A 19,930-nucleotide genomic window follows, 5' to 3' on the forward strand; every position below is an offset into this window, starting at 1 on the left:
CTCCCGGTTCGCGCGGACGACATTCCGGGCCTCCTTGAGCTGGGCCGTGCCGTGCCGGGCCGGGGAAGGACGGCGCGCCCTCCGTGGTCGGAAGTGCGGCGGATGGATGCCGCCGGCTGCGTCGGCCGAGCCCGTTCTCACCCCGGAGACGGCCTCCCGGCTTCCGTAACGAGTGGATGTCGGACCAGGACGGAGAAGCAGTGCGGGACTCGGTAACTTGCAACCGGCTCCCGTCGCGCTCGGCACACGCAGGAGGGCCGGTACCTCCCTCAAGACCCTTGCCGTGGACCACGGCATCGGCGAGAGGTCCGCCGTCGCTCCTCCACGCCAGGATGGTTCATGTTCCAGCATCACAGCCACGGCCGTCGGGTCGGCGCGCTCCTGGCCGCCGCGGTGGCGGTGGGAGCCGCGTCCGTCGGCCCCGCCGCCGCTGCGGCGGCCACCACCGTTCCCTTCAGCGACGGGTTCGAGTCCGGCGACACCGGCATGTGGCCCCGCAAGGGGATTGCCGGCAACGGTACGGTGGGCGTCGTGGCGGCGCCCGGCCCTGGCACCGGCAGGGCCGGCCGGTTCACCCTGGCCGACGACGGGAACTCCTTCCGCGCCGAGATCGCCACCAGTCACCTGCCGTACGGCAGTTACCGTTACTCCTTCTCCAACTACCTGCCGAATGACTGGATCCCCTACAGGTACGGGACCTTCGTGTCCCAGTGGCACGGCGGAGCGGCCACCGGGCCGCCGATCGTCCTCATGGTCAGGGCGGACCGGTGGATTCTGTTCGTCACCGTGAGCGGAGCCCAGTACGACCTCGGTCCCGTGCGGCTCGGCCGCTGGAACCGGTGGACGATCGACATCACCTGGTCCACCCCGACCACGCCCGGCTCCGTCCTCGCCAGGCTGGACGGCGCCGAGGTGGGTTCCCACCAGGGGAGAAACAACTTCGAGAAGGAAACCGCCCCGTACCACAAGATCGGCATGTACCGACCGAACTGGCAGGCTTCCAAGGGGCACGTGGGCAGCGGGTTGCCGCCGGTGGTGCTCTACTACGACGACATCTCCATCACCCCGATCCCGCCGGGCACGGGAAACCCGACGGCCGCCGCACCGTCCTCCGCCGCCGTACCGTCCCCCACCTCCCCGGCGCCCGCCGCGCCCGCCGCGCCACCCTCCGGCACGTCCGCGAAAGCCGTGACGCCGCCCCCGCCGGCCCGGCCCTCCGCAGCGGCACCGACGCCCGCGCCGTCGGCGGCGCGGGTTTCCGCCGCCGCTACCGCAGCGGTGGCGCCCTCCTCCGCCCCCGCGGTCATGGAGGACGTACCGATGGAGGCGGACACCGGCACGGACGATGACGCACGCCGTCCGGCGGTGGCGCGCTCCTCCGCCCCCTCGTCGTTCGTCCTCGCCACGGGTGGCGCGCTGCTGGCCGCCGGGCTCGTCCTCACCCACCGCCTCCGCAGGAGCAGCGCCCGGCGCCGGGCTCAGCACGCCCGGACCCTGCCCTGACACAAGGGCCGCCCGTCCGACGGGCAATCCTGCCAGGTGCCGGACCGCAGGCAGCCTGCCTCCCGACCCGACCGGCCGCCCGGCCGGTCCGAGGAAGCGCAGGCCGCTTCCGCCGGCCCATCGAACGCTCGCCGCACCGAGCGAGCCGGTCGACAGAGAAGAGCACGAAATGAGCAGACAGATACCGACCGCCGTGCTGGTCGACGAACTGAAGGCGCTCCGCGACGAGGTCACGGGCGTCTCGGAGAGCCTCATCTCCACGGCGGACGGCCTCCTGGTGGCCGCCGACACGGAGACCGTCCACCCCGAGTCGGCCGCGGCACTGTCGGCGGCCATGCTCGGCCTCGGCCGGCACGCCGCGGCCGAGGCGGGCGTGGGCGGCCTGTGCGACATCGTCACCCGCTGCCACGGTGGCTACGTGGTGGTGATGGCGATCGGCGAGCAGGCCTTGCTGACGGTCATGGGCGACGAGGGCCTCGACCTCGCCACCCTGTACCAGGGCTCGCCCACCACGCTTCGCCGACTGGGCGAGCTGCTCGGGGTGGTCCCCGTGCCCTGAGACGCGGCCCGGGCCGGTGGAGCGTGGCTGTCCGGGGCGGCGGACGCCGCTGCCGGACCACTCGCGCGCGGCACGACGGGGACCCTGACCCGGCAGGCAGGTAGTCGCACGGCACCGCGGATCGGCCAGGACAGCACTGCGGGTGTCCGGTTCGGTTCCGGGCCACCGGGCAGGGAAGGTCAGCGGGCAGGGAAGGTCAGCGGCCGCCCGCGGCGGGGGCGAAGGGCCCGTCGAGTGCTGCCCATTGCAGGAGCAGGATGGTCTTCCCGTCGGCGATGCGTCCGTCGCGGGTCATGGCGAGGGCCTCGGCGAAGGGCAGTTCGAGGACCTCGATGTCCTCGCCGTCCTCCTCGAGTCCGCCGCCGCTCCCGGTCCGGGCGGCCGGGGTGTAGGGGGCGGCGAAGAAGTGGAGGCGTTCGGTGACGGATCCGGGGCTCATGTAGGCGTCGAGGACGTGGGTGAGCGGGCCGAGGGTGACGCCCAGTTCCTCGGCGCTCTCGCGTCGGACGGCGGTGGGCGGGTCGTCCGCGTCGAGCAGTCCTGCGGCGGCTTCGACGAGCATGCCGTCCGGGTGGTCGTTGACGTAGGCGGGGTAGCGGAACTGGCGGGTGAGCAGGACGCGACCGCGTTCGGTGTCGTAGGGCAGGACGACGGCGCCGTTGCCGCGGTCGTAGGTCTCGCGCTGCTGGGTCTCCCAGCGTCCGTCGCGGCGGCGGTAGTCGAAGGTGGTGCGGCGTAGGACGTGCCAGCCCCGGGAGGTGAGCTCGACGTCGCGGACCAGGATGTCGGGGTTGCGGTCCAGACCGTGTCCGGCCCGGTCGAGGCCGGTGCGGCCGCGGTGGTCGGGGGTGTCGATACCCGGGCGGCCGGTCACGCGGTCTCCTGCGGGGTGAGGCGGGGGATCTCGGCCACGTCGTGGTAGATGGGGAGGCCGCGTCGGCGGGCGATGGCGACGTCCTGGTCCGCTCCGGTGGAGTCGCCGGGCAGGCGCAGTACGGCGTCGCAACGGGCGAGGAGGCGCTCGGCCGTGGGGTAGAGGACCTGGTCGGCGAGGGGGTCGGTGGGGCCCGCGCCAGCGGAGTGCAGGACGGGCAGGGCGATCCACTCGCCGATCGCGGGGAGGTGGCCGGCGGCGAAGACGGGCCAGGCGGCGGCTTCGAGGCGGGCGAGGTTGGCGGCCATGGCCTGCGGGTCGCCGTCGGTGCCGGATCGGTAGGGGCCGGCGATGAGGATGAGCATGGGCTTGTCGGTCATGGGCGCTACACTACATGCAGAAACGTGCAAGAACAGGAGAGAATGCGGATGCTGGCTGCTGAACGGCGCGACCACCTGCTCGGTCTGCTCGCCCGCGAGGGCAAGGTCGTCGCCAAGGAGGTCTCCGCCCAACTGGGCATCTCCGAGGACAGCGTGCGGCGCGACCTGCGCGACCTCGCCGCCGAGGGACTCTGTCAGCGGGTCTACGGCGGCGCCCTGCCCGCTTCGCCGGCGGTGGTCGACTACGCCGCCCGGCAGAGCGTGGCCCCGGACGGCAAGCGGAAGGTCGCCGCGGCGGCTGCCGCTCTGGTACGACCGGGCAGCACGCTGATCCTCGACGGCGGCACCACCGCCCTCGCCGTCGCCCACGCGCTCCCGCGTGATCTCGTCTGCACCGTGATCACGCACAGCCCGACGATCGCCGCGGCCCTGCTCGACCACCCGCAGGCGGAGCTCTTCCTGATCGGGGGGCGCGTCTTCAAGCACTCGGCCGTCACCTGCGGCGCCGCCGCGGTCGAGGCCGCGCAGAACGTCTCCGCAGACCTGTGCCTGCTCGGTGTCACCGGTGTGCACCCCGAAGCGGGACTGACCACCGCGGACGCCGATGAGGCCGCGATGAAGCGCGCCCTGGCCGCGCGGGCCGCGGACACCTACATCCTGGCCTCCTCCGAGAAGATCGGCACGGCTTCGCGGTTCCGCGTCCTGCCCTGGAAGAAGGTCAGCGGCCTGATCACCGACGCCGACCCCCACGACACGGTCGTCGAGCAACTCAGAGCGCGCGGAGTGGAGATCCTGGCGGCCGGCTGACGGCCACGACGTTCGACTGCGGTAGCCGTCGGCAGGCGCAGTATGCGGAGCGGGCACGGAGTGGGCCTGCGGCCGGTCGAGTGGGGTGTGGGAGGTGACGCCTCTCCCCGGCGGGTACGGCCCGGCCGCAGGCGCAAAAGGCCTGCGGCCGGCGGCCGGTGAAACGGAGCGCGCACCGAGCCCGCCGCCCGCGCCGGGACCGGTCTTACGCACCGACCCCGACGGGGTTCGGGCAGCGGGCCGCTTCCGGAACCTCAGCCCGCGGTCTCGCTCCGGGCGGGCACCACGGTGTACAGGCCGCGTCCGGGGCGCTGCGCGCGACCGGCCTTGGCGAGGCGTTCCAGCTTGGTGCGGATGGTGTTGATGTTCCCCTGAAGGGTGTCCAGGCCCAGCCGTTCGGTCACCTCGCGGGCTCGCAGGGGCTCCGCGGCCTGGGCCAGCACCGTCAGGACGCTGTCCGCTTCGACCTCCTGGCGCCGCCCGGCCGCCGTGGGCTCGGCCGGTTCGGCGGTTGTCCGGCCGGCGGGCGCCGCCTTCTTGGGCGCTGCGGGCGTGGCCGTGGACGCCCGCTTTGCCGCGGCGGGCCCGGTGTCCTTCGCCACCTTCTTCGCGATCTTCTTCGCGCGGGGGACGGAGGCCTTGGCCTCCTGCACGGGTGCGGCCGCAGCCTTCGGGACGGCCGGCTTCCGGACGGCGGCCTTCCTCGGGGTCCGGGCCGCAGGGATCGGCGGGACCGGCTGGGCCGCGGGGACCGGGGTGGGTTCCGCCTCCGGGGTGTCCGCCGTCGCCGCATTGTCGTGGCCGTCAGCCGCGGCCTCGGCCGGGCCATGGGTCAACTCGTCGGCGAGCGGCTCTCGTTGCCCGCCGAGTGGCGTTCCGGCCAGAAGGCGCAACCCCTCAAGTGCCTTGGTGATGGCCTCCTCTTCCCGCACGGCGGCTGCGATGTCCTCCTCCGCTCGGCGACGCCGTTCCAACACGGCGGGCAGTCGCTCCTCAAGCAGGGCGATCGTCGATCCCACACCGTTTTCCGTAGCGAAGGCGCTCTCGATTCCCACAACACTCCCACCGTCTCAGCCGTCAGTCGTTGCAGTAATCTACGGCTCGCCGCGCCGGTTGTGGGGGGATTGGCCGAATGTCACCCGGCAGGGGCGCCGGGGCGGGGCAGACGAACCCTGCGACGACTCCGCACCTCATCCTGAAACGATCGGTCGCAGGGGGTTCGAATCCCTTCTCCACCACGTCGAACGACGGTGGGCCGCCGGCCGTGCGGCCCACCGTCAGTGCGTTCCTGCGGCTCAGTAGAGGACCACGGAGAGCCGCGCCGGGCCGGTCTCGGTGGTGGTGTCACAGAAGTAGACGACGGCCTGGTGGTTGTTCACGTAGGCCTGGCCGGCCGCGTGGCAGGAGGCGGCGGTCGGGTAGATGCCGATGTAGGTGTAGGTGGCCGCCTGGGCGGTCGGGGCGGCGATGAGGGCGCCGCCGGCCACGATCCCGGCCACGGCCGCGGTGGAGAATGCCTTGCGAAGCGACATGGTGGTCTTCCTCCCATTGGTGAGCGCCGGGGTTCCGTGCCCCTGCGCTTCGCCGAGGAGCCTCCTCCGAATGTGTCGGCGAGGCAATGGTAGAGACCAATTCCGACCGGAAGCAGTGTGGTGTTTCTGTGACGGTGCAGGTCACGGGCTTGCCTGGCGGGCTGACGATCATCTTCCGGACAGTTTTTGCACTGTCCGGAAGATGACAGTCCGCCAGTGACGGCTCTCCGTGGACCACGGTGCACCGGCCGGGGCGGTGACGCCCCGGGGGTGAGGTCGAGGTGTGGGGCGGTTCTCAGGGCTGCCGGCCGGGAGCGGTGTCCTCGTGCGCTCGCTGGTCGCAGCTCAGCGAGAAGGATCCAGCAGCACCGACCCGGCGCAGCCGGCGGAACGGATCGCCACCGCCGCCGGGTCGGTGCTGCTGTGGACACCACCCGGTGTCGCGGGGCGCCGCCGGGGTCTGGAGGGTCCCGCCGGGGTCTGGAGGGCTCCGCCGGGCGGGGCGGCTCAGCGCAGGCCGGCGAAGAGGTCGTTCTCGGGGAGCTCCGCGCCGGTGGTGTCGTGGACGCGGAGGAAGGTCTCGACACCCATCAGCTGGGTGAACTTCTCCTTGCCCATCTTCAGGAAGAAGATGTTCTCGCCCTGGCTGGCGTGCGCGGCCAGCGCGTCGAACTTCTGGCCTCCGAACCCGGTGGTGTCCACCCAGGTGGTGATCTCCTCGTCGGGGAGGCCGATCTCGGGCATCTCCGACTCCTCGGAGCCCGGCTCCTCCCATTCCCCGCCGAGCTCGCGCATGACCTCCCCGAACCGCGCCATCATCGAACGCGGGGCCGTCGTCCAGTACACCTTCGGCGCCGTGCCGGCCAGCTCCAGCGCCCTCGACGTGATGCGGTTGGCCTGGATGTGGTCGGGGTGGCCGTAGAAGCCGTTCTCGTCGTAGGTCACGACCACGTCGGGCCGGTACTTCCGCACCAGGTCGGCGAGGCGGGCGGCCGCCTCGTCCACCGGTGTCGTCCAGAACGAGCCGGGCGCGTCGTTGGCGGCCCAGCCCATCATCCCGGAGTCCCCGTAGTCGAGCATTTCGAGGTGGCTGACCTTGAGGACCTCGCAGCTGGCCTCCAGCTCCTGACGGCGCATCGCGGCGACGGCGGCCGGGTCGTGTCCCGCCTCGCCGGGCTTGACTCCTCCCGGTCCGTCTCCGCAGGCGCCGTCGGTACAGGTGACCAGCACCGTCCGGATGCCCTCGGCCGCGTAGCGGGCGAGCACACCTCCCGTACCGGTGGCTTCGTCGTCGGGGTGGGCGTGCACGGCCATGAGGGTCAAGGGCCGGTCGGTCATGGGGCTCATCCTTCGGTCTGCCGAGTGTTCGGCCTCAGTGTGCGGCACGGGTCTGACAGTGAACGGTTCACCGTGTCCCTGAATCGACTGTTGGAAACGACGGGGGAGCCGAGTCCTATTCCGGTGTGCTCGCGCCACGAGCCGCCGCCGGTGGTTGGTGGGTCGTCACCCACGAGGCACGACGGATCCCGCAGAGCGCCGGCCGGTTTCTGCGTCTTGCGCGCGTGCCCGTGCACGCACGGGCAACACCGCGGGCGCGCCGCTCGGTAGGCTCGGTTTCGGGCTTCCGGGCACCGCGCGGGGGGCGTGAAAGGCGTCCGGCCTCCCCGCCGGTGCCACGCCCCTACCGCTCCGCACATCGACGGGTCGTCGCCGTCGCGGCGGCAGAAGGGAGCGACCGTGCAAAACCACGACACCCACGCCCCGCGTCCGCCACGTCCGGAGGCGGATCGGCTCAGATTCTTCCGGCGGGCCGGGTCGAGCTCGGCCAGGTCGAAGAAGTAGCCGACGTCGAACGCGGCAACGTGATCGCGAAGGCGGTTGATCGTCTCGATCCAGAGGTAGTTCAACGCGGCGTCGAAGAGTCCGACCGAGCCCGCCATGATCATCTTGGCGAGACAGGGGGCCTTCGACCTCGCTTCATCGCTCATCTCTTCGAGAATGACGTCGGGCGTGTTCCTGAGCAGGGTTTCGCGCTGCCGTGCGCTGACGATGATGCTGTCCGTCGGCAGACCCCAGGAGTCCAGCACTGTGAACATGAGGCTTTCGAAGGCCTCCGGTTCCGCTCCCCGCGGCCTGAGCCGCTGCCCGCGAGGCCCACGGGCGCCGGCAGGTTCTGTGGGACTTCCTGAAAGCCTCAGTAGGACACCCGTCCTCGTGGCCGACTACTAGCCTCACGTCCTCGGCGGGCCCGTCAACTCGGGGAGATGCAGCAGCATTTCGGCGGCGCTAGGCGTCCCTGCCGTGCTTTGCTGCTGGGTTTCCCAAGCGCGGTTCGACTGGCCTGTGATTTACGTCGGGCCGCCCCTCCCGAAGGAGGGGCGGCCCGACGCTTCGTGACCGCCCGCGGAGGCCCTGGAGTCAGGGGCGACCGAGGGCGCGGTAGGTCCAGCCGGCGGCCCGCCAGCGGTCGGGGTCGAGGGTGCTGCGGCCGTCGATGACGCGGGGAACGGCGACGCGGGCGGCGACGGCCTTGGGGTCAAGGCGTGCGAACTCGGGCCACTCGGTCAGGTGAAGCAGCAGGTCGGCGTCGCAGACGGCGCCGAGCGGATGGTCGGTGAATTCGAGCTGTGGGTGGGCCTTGCGGGCGTTGTCCAGAGCCTTGGGGTCGAAGACGGTGACGGTCGCGCCGAGTTGGTGCAGTTTCTGCGCGACGGCGAGGGCCGGGGAGTCGCGGATGTCGTCGGTGTCGGGCTTGAAGGCGGCGCCCCAGACGGCGATGTTCTTGCCGTTGATGACGCCGCCGCACTGTTCGCGGGCGAGGTCGATCATGCGCTCGCGGCGACGGTTGTTGATCGCGTCGACCTCGCGCAGGAAGGTCAGGGCCTGGTCGGCTCCGAGTTCGCCGGCGCGGGCCATGAAGCCGCGGATGTCCTTGGGCAGGCAGCCGCCGCCGAACCCGAGTCCGGGCCGCATGCCGCGGCGGCCGATCCGGGCATCGTGGCCGAGGGCCTCGGCCAACAGCTGGACGTCGGCGCCGGAGGTCTCGCAGACCTCGGCCATGGCGTTGATGAAGGAAATCTTGGTGGCGAGGAAGGCGTTCGCGGCGGACTTCACCAGCTCGGCGGTGGCCAGGTCGGTGACGATGACCGGGGTTCCGGACTCGATGATCTTGCCGTAGGCCTGGCGGATCACTGACTCCGCGCGCGTGCCCTGGCCGGTGAAGCCGAGGACGATCCGGTCGGGGTGGAGGGTGTCCTCGACCGCGTAGGACTCGCGCAGGAACTCGGGGTTCCAGCAGACGTCGACCTGGTCACCGGCCGGGGCGAACTCGCGCAGGATGTCGATCACCTGGGGGGCGGTGCCGACCGGGATGGTGCACTTGCCGACGATCACGGCGGGGCCGGTCAGGCGGGGGGCGAGCCGGCGGACGGCCGAGAAGAGGTGGCTGAGGTCGTAGGCCATCTCTCCGGGCTTCTGCGGGGTGCCGACGCCGATGAAGTGCAAGTCGGCGAAGGCGGCGGTCTCCGCGTAGGACGTGGTGAACCGCAGCTGCCCGGTGGCGGTGTGCTTGGCCAGGAGGTCGTCCAGGTCGCGTTCGAAGAACGGGGCCCGGCCGGCGTTGAGGGAGACGACCTTGTCGGGGTCGATGTCCATGCCGAGGACCTGGTGGCCGAGTTCGGCCATGGCTGCGGCGTGGGTCGCGCCGAGGTAGCCGCAGCCGATGACGGTGAGCTTCACGAACGTGTCCTTCCGGAAGGGGTGGGGCCGCCCGGCCGGCGCCCCCGACCCTCTGGAGGGCGGGGCGTCAGGCGGGCCGGGCGGCGAGGTAGCGGTGGATGCCGTGGCGGATGAACGGCGGGACGGTCAGGACGGGCAGGTGCTCGGGGGCGAAGAACTGGAGCTTGACGCCCTCCGTGAGGGGCAGCGCCTGTTCGTCGCCGTCCCAGGAGGCGGCGAAGAAGGTGATGATCTGGCCGGAGCCGACGGTGTCCTTCGTCTCGAAGAGCTCTTCCAGGTCGTCGACGGCCAGGCCCGCCTCTTCGTCGAGTTCGCGGACGATCGCGATGGCCTGGTCCTCGCCGGGGTCGCAGCCGCCGCCCAGCAGGCTCCAGTGGCCGGGCCAGGCGATGCCGGTGATGTCGTCGCGCAGGTGCAGGAGGAGTTCGCCGCGCCGGTTGGTGATGATTGCGACCGCTCCGCGCGGTTCGGCGGCGGACGGCTCGTCGGGGAGAGTCTGGGAGTCCATCCGCTCACCGTAGTGAGCCGACGGGCCGTCATGCCGCTGTCTCCACCGGCTGGTCGTTGAACCAGGCGGCCGCCATCAGCGACTGCATCCGAGTGCGGTCGAACCGCCCGCCGGGCCTCAGGCCGCCGGCCAGCAGCGGCCGCAGCGAGCGCGGCGCCTGGTCCAGGGCGGCACTGATCTGGGCGGTCGCCCAGGGCTCCAGTGGGCCGGTCAGCCAGCTCGGGACCGGGGAGGCGAAACCGAGCTTGTCCCGGCTGCCCCAGACCTCCGGCGGAATCCCGAGCGCCTTCGCGGCGTCCCGCAGGATCCGCTTGCCGGCCGCCGGGTCACCAATCTTGTGCTCGACCGGCAGCCGGTAGCAGAACTCGACCAGGTCCCGGGCCAGGAAGGGCGAGCGCCGCTCCAGCGCGAACGCCGACGCCAGCTTGTCGCTCGTCATCACCAGCGGGCGCCAGGCGGTGGCCAGGTCCGCCAGCGTCAGCCCGCGCGCCAAGTCCCCGCCAGCCCGCCGGAGCGCGTCGGCAACGACCTCGCGCATGCACCCGTCCGGGTCCGAGCCCCGCAGGATCAGCTTCACGATCGCCTCGGCCGGATCCAGCGGGCCGCCCGCCGCGTTCAGGAGCTTGGAGGCCAGCGGCCGGTAGGCCTCCAGCCCGGCGTCCAGCACCGCCTGTGGACCGAACAGGACGAGCGCGTGGCGGACGTAGCCCATCAGGAACTCGTCCGGACCCAGCCCCCCGACCACGACCCGGAGCCCTCGCTCGGCGATCGCCCGGTAGGCCATGTGCTCGGAGAAGGTGGCTGCGTTGCCCATCGGGTAGTCCAGCGCGTGCATGATCTCCGGCAGGCAGCGGGCGAAGTCGGCGGCGGTCGGCTCGATGACGACCAGCTCGGCGCCGACGTCCCGCGCGACGACGGCCGCCGTCGCGGACTCGTCCAGCCGGTCCTGGCCCTGGTAGCGGACCGTGACGCAGACCTGCGGCCGCATCAGGTAGGCCAGCACCGAGGAGTCCAACCCGCCCGAGAGCAGGAGTGCGAAGTCCGAGCCGGGGGCTCGCAGGGGGACGCTCTCGGCCAACAGGGTCGAGAACCGGGCGAGTGCCGTGCGGTAGTCGCCCTGCCAGGGCTCCAGGCCCTCCAACTGCCACCAGGTCCGCTGGACGAGCGATCCGGTGGCGATCTCGAAGGCCAGCAGGCCGGCCGGCGGCAGGAGCTGGATACCTTGGAACGGGGTGTCGACGCCGGTCGGCGTCTCGATGGACAGCATCTCCGGTCGGACGACCAGGGGTGCGGTGCCGTAGCCGGTCAGGGTGGTGACCTCGGAGGCGAACGCGAGGCGGCCACCGTCCAAGCGCCAGTAGAGGGGCTTCTCGCCGAGCCGGTCCCGGGCGAGGAAGAGCCGGCCCTCACGGGGGTCGTAGGCGGCGACCGCGAACATGCCGTCCAGGCCGGCCAGGCAGCCGGGGCCGAGCTTGACCCAGGCCCGCAGGACCAGGTGGGCGTCCGTCTCGCCAGCCTCCAGCTGGATGCCCCAACCGGCTGCCGCCTGACGGTAGTTGTAGATCTCGCCGTTGAAGGTGAGGACGACACCGCTGGCCGGGTCCTGGTAGGGGCCGGGCTGGGCGGTGGTGTCGACGATCAGCAGGGTGTTCATGGACAGCACCGCCCGGCCGTCGGTCGAGGTGAGGTGGCGGGTGCCGTCGGGGCCGCGGTGGTGCTGAGCGAGCCCCATCGCGGCGACGGTCGTGTGGTGGCGGACGGCGTCAGCGCCGGCCAGTCCTGCGAGTCCGCACATCTGGTTGTCACCCCCGAGCGTGAATCGGTGGAGGCCCCCGCCGGAGGGTCTGTGGTCCGGTCCGGCGGAGGCCCGGGGCATCAGACAACCGCGTCCGGTCAGGCCGGGGCAGGGCTCGCAGGGGGGCTCACAACTCGCGAAAGCGGTTCACTGCGTGCAGCGAAGGCAATACCCTCGGTGATCCGGCGTCAGGTGCCGGGTGTACGACTTCTCGTGCCCAGTCGAGTACGACTCCCCGTGCCCAGTCGGGGACCGATTGAGGGGGACGCTGTGGCGTCGACCACGCGCCGGGCCAAGCCGCCGAACGACGCTCTGGCCCGGATGATCGACAAGTGCGAGGGCGCCAGCAACAAGTCGCTGGCCCTCCGCGTGAACCAGCTCGCCCGCGAAGCCGGGCTGACCACGACATATACGCATACCTCGGTCGCGAACTGGTGCCGCCGCGGCATGGTCCCCGAGTGGCCGGTGCCCAAGCTCCTGGCCCAGGCCATCAGCGAACGCCTCGGCCGGCCTGTGCAGTTGGCGGAGATCGGTATGGCGGATGCGGAGACACCGGACTCCGCGGTGGGGTTGGATTTCCCGCGAGACCCCGCCGACGCCGTGCGCGTCGCCACTTCGTTCTGGAGCACTGTGGACCGCCGCGACTTCCTCACCGGAACGGGCTTCGCCGTCTCCGCGTTCACCACCCCGGTCACCCGCTGGCTGGTCACGCCCGCCGATGACGCTGCCGCCCACCGAGGCCGCGGCCGGGTCGGTGCCGCGGACCTCGCCGAGCTGCGGGAGGCTGCCGATGATGCTCGGCGGTGGGACTCGAAGTATGGCGGCGGGAACTGGAAGGCCAACTCCGTCACGGCCTGCCTGCAGGAACGCGCGGTGCCGCTGCTGAACGGTTCGTTCAGCGACGGGGTGGGTCGCGAGCTGTTCTCGGTGACCGCAGAGTTGTCCCGTCTGGCCGGCTGGACAGCCTTCGACGTCGGCCAGCACGACGCCGCCCAGCGGCACTTCATCCAGGCCCTCCGTCTCGCGCGGGCCGGCGGTGACATCGAGCTCGGCTGCTATGTGCTGACGACCATGGCGATGCAGACCTTGCTGCGGGGTTTCGCCAGCGAGGCTATCGACATGGCTCATGGCGCCTTCCAGCGCGCCAAGGGCCAGGCCGCCCCCAGGGTGCTGGCCTTCACCAAGCTCATCGAGGCCCGGGCCCATGCCCGGGACAGCAACGCCAAGGCGGCTTCCGCCGCGTTGACCGCCTCCGAGACGCTTCTCGACCAGGCCCGCGGCGGCGCCGACGAACCGGCTTGGATCGACTTCTATCACCACGCCCGGCTCTCGGCGGACGCCGCCGAGGTCTTCCGCGACCTGGGGAGGCCGAAGGAGGCTCTCGTCTGGAACGCGCAGGCCGCAGCCATGCAGCCGGGCGTGTTCACCCGCTCAGTGGGGATGCGTCTGGCCATCGTGGGGACCGCCCATCTCCAGGGCCGCAACCTCGACCAAGGCCTCGCGCTCGGAAACCAGGCCGTCGAGATCCTTGCCCGCGTGCAGTCCTCCCGGGCTCTGGACTACGTCCGCGAGTTCACCGCCGCCCTCGCCCCCTGGCGCCGGGAGACGGCCGTTCGGGAGTTCGTCCACCGAACGCGTCAGGAGCTCAGGGTCGCTGCCTGACCTGGCCTGACGCCGGGAGAACGCTAGGCTCTCGCTGCCAGATCCATGATCAGTACGGATGTTCGGGTGCGGCCCGGGGTGAGGGATGACCGATGAACGAGGCAAGCGAGTCAGATCCTGCGGGATCGGATGCGGAGGTCAGGCCGACGGAGGCCGCCGGGCCGGTCGCGGCGCCCGAGAGTCCTGCGGGCAGGTGCTGGGGGCGTTGGTGGCTGCTCGGCGGCGCCGCCGCGCTGTCGGCGGCCCTTGTGGCGACAGTGTTGGTGCTCGGTGAGGACGAGTCGGTGGTCGAGCAGTCGATCTGCGGGTTGGAACGGGCGGCCGGCACTCCGCTGAACACCCTGTTGCCGCCCGGTCGTCCCGGCCTGGGGGAATGGGCGGTGGAACCGCGGGGCGACGAGGGGCGGATCCGCTGGTCCTGCCAGATCACGGTGGACGGTCAGGAGGCCCTCTCGATCTCGATGTTCGAGATGACCGGAGTCGAAGGCGACCAGCCCGAGAGTGACCTGTCGCTGGAGGACCTGGTCGGTCGTACGGTAGTCAGCTCCAGTGGGTCGTCGGCGATCGAGTACTGCTCCAACGACCACACACGGGTGGCGGGCTCTTTCGTGTACGAGAACATGGACCTGCTTCCGACGGACAGGGCGAAGCAGGACAGCCACGCCCGCGCGATGGCCGACGTGGCGGAGGCCGTACTCGCCGGGCGGGGACGGGATGTCTGCCGTTGACGGCAGAGCGGGCAACGCCGGCCCCGGCCTGGTGTCACAGTGCGGGCCGGCCCTGCCGGGCCGCGACCTTGCCCAGCTCCCAGAGGAGCAGCAGGGCGAGGGGGGCGAGCAGCGCCCAGCCGAACTGGGCGAGGGTGAGCTCGGTGGTGCCGAGGATGCGCCGGAAGGCGTCCGTCTGTGTCACCAGGACCGCGAGGACGAATTCGCCCAGGGCCGCCAGGTTCATCGGCCTGCTGTCGAAGGTGCTGGTGCTCAGGACGGTGGCGCGTTCGCTGCGGCATTCGTACGCCGCCACGATCAGGCAGAGCGCGAACGCGGTGAAGGCGATCGAGCTGCCGGTCTTCAGGCTTCCGTAGTGGTGTTCACCCAGTTTGATCAGCAGGAGCAGGGCCACGGTGACGGCGAGTCCGCTGAGTCCGACGGTGAGCATGACGGACCGGGTGAGCAGCGATTCGCCGCGCGGGCGCGGCGTGCGCCGCATCAGGCCGGGGCTGGCCAGGTCGAAACCGAGGGCGAAGCCGAAGGGCGCGTTGACGACGAAGTGGATCCACAGCACCTGCGGCGGGGTGAACGGTTCGCCGGCGGCGATGTTGAAGACCGTCGCGCCGAGGAAGGTCAGGACGAAGGTGACCAGGAGCATCAGGACGAACCGGATGTACTTGGTGAGGTTGTCGTAGAGCTTGCGCCCCTCCTCGACGGCGTACACGATGGTGGCGAAGTTGTCGTCGGAGAGGATCATCCGGCCGGCGTTCTTGGCCACGTCGGTGCCGCTGCCCATGGCGATGCCGATGTCGGCGGCCTTGATGGCGGGCGCGTCGTTGACGCCGTCGCCGGTCATCGCGACGACGTTGCCCTTCTTCTTGAGCGTGTCGGCGAGCAGGACCTTGTGTTCGGGGGCGACGCGGCCGACCACCCCGATGTCGTCGATCCGGGCGAGCCGTTCGTGCTCCGGCATCGCGGCGAAGTCCGCTCCGAGGATCGCGGCGCCGGGGATGCCGAGCTGCCGCGCGATGGCCTCCCCGGTGGTGACGTCGTCGCCGGTCACCATGCGGACCCGGATGTGGGCGGCCTGGGCGCTGGCCACGGCGTCCCTCGACTCCGCGCGGGGCGGGTCGACCATGCCGACCAGGCTGGTCATCCGCAGATCGGTGACGAGTGCGAGCAGATCCCCGTTCGCGTCGAACTCCGCCGGGTCGAGATCGCGCTCGGCCGCTGCCATCACCCGGCGGCCCTCGCCCCCCATCCGTTCGGACGCCGCGTCGGCACGGGCGCTCGGCGCGCCGTGCCACGGGACGGTCCGGCCGTCGGCGAGCGCGGTGGCGGCGCGGGCCATGACGGCGGGCGCGGCTCCCTTGACGAAGCAGCGCACGACTGGCCGGCCCGTCGCGTCCACGGCCGAGGTGAAGGTGGCCATCAGCTTGTACTCGGGGTCGAAGGGCAGTGTGGCGAGCCTGGGGTGGCGCTCCCGGGTGGCGTCGATGTCCAGGCCTGCCTTGTGGCCGAGGACGAGCAGCGCACCCTCGGTCGGGTCGCCGACCACCGTGCCGTCCACCAACCTGGCGTCGCTGGCGATCAGGTACGGCAGGATGGCCTCCTCGACGCCCGCCGAGGATCCGGCCGCGTGGTGGATCCGTCCTTCCAGGCCGTAGCCGCTGCCCGAGACCGTGTAGCGGTCGGTGGGGGTGAGGACCTCGACGACGGTCATCTGGTTCATCGTCAGGGTGCCGGTCTTGTCGGAGTTGATGGCCGAGGTGAAGCCCAGGGTCTCCACGGACGGCAGTTCCTTGACGATGGCGTTGCGTTTGGCGAGGTTCAGGCTGCCCACGGAGAGGATCACCTGGGTGACGGTGGGCAGGGCCTCGGGGATGGCGGCGACGGCCAGCGACACGGCGCTGACGAACAGGGCGTCCCAGGCCTGGTCGCGGCTGCGGCCGAGGGCGAACATCACGACCATGGTGAGGCCGGCCGCCGCCGCGATCCACAGCGTCAGGGTGTTCAGCTCCCGGGTGAGCGGCGTCTGCTCCTTCTCGGTCGCCGAGAGCATCCCGGCGATCTTGCCGAGTTCCGTCCCGGCGCCCGTGCCGGTGATGATCAGCACACCGCTGCCGTGGGTGACCGGGGTGTTCATGAACGCCATGGTGGACTGGTCGCCCGGGCCGAGCCGGTCGCCCGTCAGGGTTCCCGCACCCTTCACCGCCGGCACGCTCTCGCCGGTCAGCGCCGACTCGTCGATCTGCAGTGAGCTGGCCCGGACGATCCGCCCGTCCGCGGGGACGGTGTTGCCGGCGGCGATGAGCACGACGTCGCCGACCACCAGCTGTTCGGCGGGGATCTCCGCCTCGGCCCCGTCCCGCCGGACCCGGGCGGTGGTCTTCATCATCGACCGCAGCGCGTTCATCGCGCTCTCGGCCTTGCCCTCCTGCCTCAGGCCGACGACCGCGTTGAACAGCGTCAGGACGATCAGCAGGACCGCGGTGCTCCACTCCCTGATCGCCAGCGCCACCACGGCGGAGGCGACCAGGATGATCTGCATGTAGCTGCGGTACTGGTCGAGGAATCGCAGCCAGCCCGGCCGCGCACTCTCCTCCGGCAGCGCGTTCGGGCCGTCCACGGCCAGCAGTTCCGCCGCCCGGGCCGCGGGCAGTCCGACCTCCGGATCCACGCCGAGCCGTGCCGCCACCTCGTCCGGCGGTGTCGCGTACCAGGGCCGCATGGCCGGGCCCGTGTCCGACCGGTCAGCTTGCGGCGCCATGTCCGTACCTCCGAACCGTCCCGTTCGTCGCCGGGGGGAGGCCCCTCCGGCGTTCAGTCACGGTGCTCGGCCTCGTACGGGTCGCGCTCGGCGTCTTCGGGGGCCTGCTGCTCCAGGAGCCTTTTGGCGGCCCGCAGTTCCTTGCGGGCCTTCTTGCCGACGGTCGGGTACCGGGGGTCGATCTCCATCAGAGTGTGCGCGAGGACCGCGGCGGCGCAGATGCGCGCGAACCACTTGCGGTCGGCCGGCACGACGTACCACGGCGCCCACGGCGTACTCGTGGCGGAGAGCATCTCGGAGAAGGCGTGCTGGTAGTCGTCCCAGCGCTCGCGCTCCCGCAGGTCCGCCGCGGAGAACTTCCAGTTCTTCTCCGGCAGGTCGATCCGCTTCAGGAAGCGTGTGCGCTGCTCCTCCTCGGAGAGGTTCAGGAAGATCTTCACGATCCTGAACCCGTTGTCGCAGAGGTAGCGCTCCCAGTCGTTGATCTCGCGGTAGCGGCGGTCCCAGACGTCCGGGCCCTTCGCCGACCCGGGCAGCCTCTGCCGGTCGAGGTTCTCGGGATGGACCCGCACCACGAGGACCTCCTCGTAGTGCGACCGGTTGAAGATCGCGATGTCCCCGCGGGCCGGCAGGCGTCGCGCGTAGCGCCACAGGTAGTCGTGGTCGAGCTCCTCGGTGGAGGGCACCTTGAAGCTGCTGACGTGGACGCCCTGCGGGTTGACCCCGCTCATCACGTGGCGGATCGTCCCGTCCTTCCCGCCCGCGTCGATCGCCTGGAGGCAGAGCAGTACCCCGTAGCTGTCCTGCGCGGCCAGCTTCGCCTGGTACTCGGCCAGCAGGCCGACGCCGGTCCGGAGCAGCTCGACGCCTTCCCGCTTCTTCATCCGGGCCTTGTAGCGGGGGTCGAAGTCCTCGGCGAGGTCGACCCGCGAGCCCGGTTCCACGCGTAGCGGCTCGATGAACTTCGCGATCCGCCTGGCCTGCTTGTGTGTCATCGCCGACACCGCCTCCTCCAGGTCGCGGTCACGGTCACGGGTTCGGATCGTCCGTCCGGTGCGGGCGCCGGGCCCGGCGCGTGCCGGTGCGCCGACGCCGGCACGGCGACCCGGCCGGCCGTCCGGTGGACACCGGTACCTGTCACCCTCCGGCGGGCCGGAGGGCCTGTCCAACCGGGTGCCGCCGTCCGGGCAGCCGCCCGCCTCACGGCCGGTCGGTGGTCCGCGGCCCGGGGCCGCCGCCGGAGGCCCAGACACGGTAGGCGGTGACGGCGGTGGGAAGCGTGGGGAAGATCCGGTCCGTGCCGACGGAGTCGGTCAGCCCGTACGCGTCCAGGTCGGCCCGCAGGTCCTGCTTGACCCGGGCGAGGGCGAAGACGACGCCGCGTCCGGCCAGCTCGGCCCGCAGCGCCTCCAACGAGTCGAGCGCGGTGATGTCGACCTCCACGTTGGCCTCCGCGTTGAGGACGAACCAGCGGACCGCCCCGGCCTCCTGGGCGACCGCGGCCAGCGCCCGGCTGCGGAAGTCCTCCGCGTTGGCGAAGAACAGCGGCGAGTCGTAGCGGTAGACGACCAGACCCGGGACGGTGTGCGCCTGCGGGTAGTCGTCGATGTCGTGCATCCCGGGAACACCGGGCACCATTCCCTGGACGGCGTCGTGCGGGCGGGCCACCCGGCTCAGCAGCTCCGCCACCGAAAGCCCCACGGCCACCAGCACCCCGTACAGGATGTCGAGCGCGAGCACCCCGACCAGGCATCCGACGGCCAGCAGGAACTCCCGGCGCCGGAACCCCTTCAGCCGGCGCAGCCCCGCCACGTCGATCATGCGGATCGCGGCGAAGACGACCAGCGCGCCCAGCACGGCCGTCGGCGTGTACGTCAGCAGCGGGCTCAGGAACAGCAGCACGGCGAGCACCGCGACGCCGGCCGCCAGTGCGTACGCCTGGGTGCGCCCGCCCGCCGACTGGGCGAGCGCGGTGCGGCTGGCACTGCTGCTCACCGGGAAGCCGTGCAGGAGTCCGGCGCCGAGGTTGGCCCCGCCGAGGGCGATCAGCTCCTGGTTGGCGTCCAGCTGCTCGCCCTCGGCGCGGGACTCGAAGGCCCGCGCGGTGAGGATCACGTCGGTGTAGCCGACGAGCAGCACCCCGAGCGCGGGCAGCACGAGGCGGTGCACCTCGCCCAGGTCCGGCAGGGAGAGACTGGGCAGCCCGGCCGGGATCTCGCCGATCACGGCGATTCCGTGGTCCTGCAGTCCGAACGCCGCCACCACCGCGGTGCCGGCGACCACGGCCAGCAGTGGCCCGGGGAAGCGGGGAACGAAGCGGTCGAGGGCGAAGAGGAAGAGCAGTGCCGCCGCGCTGAAGACCATGGTGGCGGTGTCCGCCTGCGAGAGGTGTCCCACGAAGTAGTTCAGCTGTGGACCGAACCCCTCGCCCTCCACCTCGACGCCGGTGAGCTTGGACAGCTGGTCCACCATCATGATCAGCGCCACCCCGGCCAGGTAGCCGATCAGGACCGGCCGCGAGAGCAGGTCGGCGACGAATCCCAGCCTCGCCAGCCACGCCAGCGCGAACAGTACGCCGACCACCACGGCGAGCGTGGCGGCCAGCACCGCGTAGCGGTCCGCGTCCCCGCCGGCCAGCGGGCCGACCACGGTGGCGGTCATCAGTGCGGTCGTCGACTCGGGCCCCACCGACAGCAGCCGGGAGGATCCGAGGAGGGCGTACACGGCCAGCGCCGGGAGGATCGCCCAGAGCCCTGCGACCGGTGGCAGACCCGCGACGCCCGCGTAGGCCATGACCTGCGGCACGAGGTACGCCGCGACGGTGCCGCCGGCCAGCAGGTCACCGCGCAGCCAGCCGCGCCGGTAGCCCCTGAGTACGGCGAGCCCGGGGAGTGCAGGTGCCGAGGGGCGCCGTCCGCCGCTCCGTGGACCAGGCTGCGGCATGAATCTCCCTCCGTGACCCGTTCATGATGCGGCAGAGCTTCGTGGATCTGCGGCAAGGCTCCCGTCCAGCGCGTCCGCGTCGGAGGCCGGAACCTTCCGGCCTCCTTCTGACGGCCCACCACGGAGGGCCGTACCACCGAGGCGTTGCC

17 protein-coding genes are annotated in these 19,930 nt (G+C 71.6%); 5 read left to right on the top strand and 12 right to left on the bottom strand.

The window, feature by feature from the left end:
• Positions 1-339: 339 nt before the first annotated feature.
• Entirely contained in the window at positions 340-1,503 is a 1,164-nt protein-coding gene (locus ABZY91_RS17665) for a heparin lyase I family protein (RefSeq protein WP_355403331.1), read from the top strand.
• Between the two features lie 169 nt (positions 1,504-1,672).
• Positions 1,673-2,062 (top strand): roadblock/LC7 domain-containing protein, encoded by a 390-nt coding sequence (locus ABZY91_RS17670; protein WP_355403333.1) that lies wholly within the window; start codon positions 1,673-1,675, stop codon positions 2,060-2,062.
• Between the two features lie 196 nt (positions 2,063-2,258).
• On the opposite strand, the gene ABZY91_RS17675 is transcribed toward ABZY91_RS17670, so the two are convergent.
• Positions 2,259-2,936, bottom strand: a complete 678-nt coding sequence (locus ABZY91_RS17675; RefSeq protein ID WP_355403335.1) for an NUDIX domain-containing protein — start codon at positions 2,934-2,936, stop codon at positions 2,259-2,261.
• A complete protein-coding gene (locus ABZY91_RS17680; protein ID WP_355403337.1) occupies positions 2,933-3,316 on the bottom strand; it encodes a DUF4406 domain-containing protein in 384 nt (127 codons plus the stop codon). The genes ABZY91_RS17675 and ABZY91_RS17680 overlap by 4 nt, the downstream gene beginning before the upstream one ends.
• Before the next feature lie 48 nt (positions 3,317-3,364).
• Here ABZY91_RS17680 and ABZY91_RS17685 point away from each other — a divergent pair, with 48 nt between their 5' ends.
• A complete protein-coding gene (locus ABZY91_RS17685; protein ID WP_355403339.1) occupies positions 3,365-4,123 on the top strand; it encodes a DeoR/GlpR family DNA-binding transcription regulator in 759 nt (252 codons plus the stop codon).
• 254 nt (positions 4,124-4,377) lie between these two features.
• Here the strand turns inward: ABZY91_RS17685 and ABZY91_RS17690 are convergent, their stop codons facing one another.
• From ABZY91_RS17690 to ABZY91_RS17720, 7 genes are all read right to left on the bottom strand, one after another.
• The gene (locus ABZY91_RS17690; protein ID WP_355403341.1) at positions 4,378-5,142 is read right to left on the bottom strand and encodes a hypothetical protein; all 765 of its coding nucleotides are present in this window, start codon (positions 5,140-5,142) and stop codon (positions 4,378-4,380) included.
• A 276-nt stretch (positions 5,143-5,418) separates the two neighbouring features.
• Entirely contained in the window at positions 5,419-5,655 is a 237-nt protein-coding gene (locus ABZY91_RS17695; RefSeq protein ID WP_355403343.1) for a hypothetical protein, read from the bottom strand.
• 507 nt (positions 5,656-6,162) lie between these two features.
• Positions 6,163-6,993, bottom strand: coding sequence for a PIG-L family deacetylase (locus ABZY91_RS17700; RefSeq protein WP_355403344.1), 831 nt, complete (start codon positions 6,991-6,993; stop codon positions 6,163-6,165).
• A 5-nt stretch (positions 6,994-6,998) separates the two neighbouring features.
• A complete protein-coding gene (locus ABZY91_RS17705) occupies positions 6,999-7,751 on the bottom strand; it encodes a hypothetical protein (protein WP_355403346.1) in 753 nt (250 codons plus the stop codon).
• Positions 7,752-8,073: 322 nt separating this feature from the next.
• Positions 8,074-9,393, bottom strand: coding sequence for a UDP-glucose/GDP-mannose dehydrogenase family protein (locus ABZY91_RS17710; protein WP_355403348.1), 1,320 nt, complete (start codon positions 9,391-9,393; stop codon positions 8,074-8,076).
• A gap of 67 nt (positions 9,394-9,460) precedes the next feature.
• Positions 9,461-9,901, bottom strand: a complete 441-nt coding sequence (locus ABZY91_RS17715; protein ID WP_355403349.1) for an NUDIX domain-containing protein — start codon at positions 9,899-9,901, stop codon at positions 9,461-9,463.
• Between the two features lie 28 nt (positions 9,902-9,929).
• On the bottom strand, positions 9,930-11,696 hold the full coding sequence (locus ABZY91_RS17720) for an asparagine synthase-related protein (RefSeq protein WP_355403351.1): 1,767 nt from the start codon (positions 11,694-11,696) through the stop codon (positions 9,930-9,932).
• 270 nt (positions 11,697-11,966) lie between these two features.
• Between ABZY91_RS17720 and ABZY91_RS17725 the strand changes: the two genes are divergently transcribed.
• Together ABZY91_RS17725 and ABZY91_RS17730 are read left to right on the top strand one after the other, a co-directional pair.
• Entirely contained in the window at positions 11,967-13,358 is a 1,392-nt protein-coding gene (locus ABZY91_RS17725) for a sporulation protein (protein ID WP_355403353.1), read from the top strand.
• A 92-nt stretch (positions 13,359-13,450) separates the two neighbouring features.
• Positions 13,451-14,086 carry a hypothetical protein gene (locus ABZY91_RS17730; RefSeq protein ID WP_355403355.1) on the top strand — a complete coding sequence of 212 codons (636 nt, stop codon included), beginning with the start codon at positions 13,451-13,453 and terminating at the stop codon, positions 14,084-14,086.
• 34 nt (positions 14,087-14,120) lie between these two features.
• Here the strand turns inward: ABZY91_RS17730 and ABZY91_RS17735 are convergent, their stop codons facing one another.
• The 3 genes from ABZY91_RS17735 to sulP form a co-directional block, all read right to left on the bottom strand.
• A complete protein-coding gene (locus ABZY91_RS17735) occupies positions 14,121-16,838 on the bottom strand; it encodes an HAD-IC family P-type ATPase (protein ID WP_355403357.1) in 2,718 nt (905 codons plus the stop codon).
• 53 nt (positions 16,839-16,891) lie between these two features.
• Positions 16,892-17,833, bottom strand: coding sequence for a polyphosphate kinase 2 family protein (locus ABZY91_RS17740; RefSeq protein WP_355403359.1), 942 nt, complete (start codon positions 17,831-17,833; stop codon positions 16,892-16,894).
• Between the two features lie 205 nt (positions 17,834-18,038).
• Positions 18,039-19,781, bottom strand: a complete 1,743-nt coding sequence (gene sulP / locus ABZY91_RS17745; protein WP_355403361.1) for a sulfate permease — start codon at positions 19,779-19,781, stop codon at positions 18,039-18,041.
• Between the last annotated feature and the right edge of the window lie 149 nt (positions 19,782-19,930).

The sequence above is a fragment of the Kitasatospora sp. NPDC002965 genome, from assembly GCF_040611255.1.
Lineage (GTDB): Bacteria > Actinomycetota > Actinomycetes > Streptomycetales > Streptomycetaceae > Kitasatospora.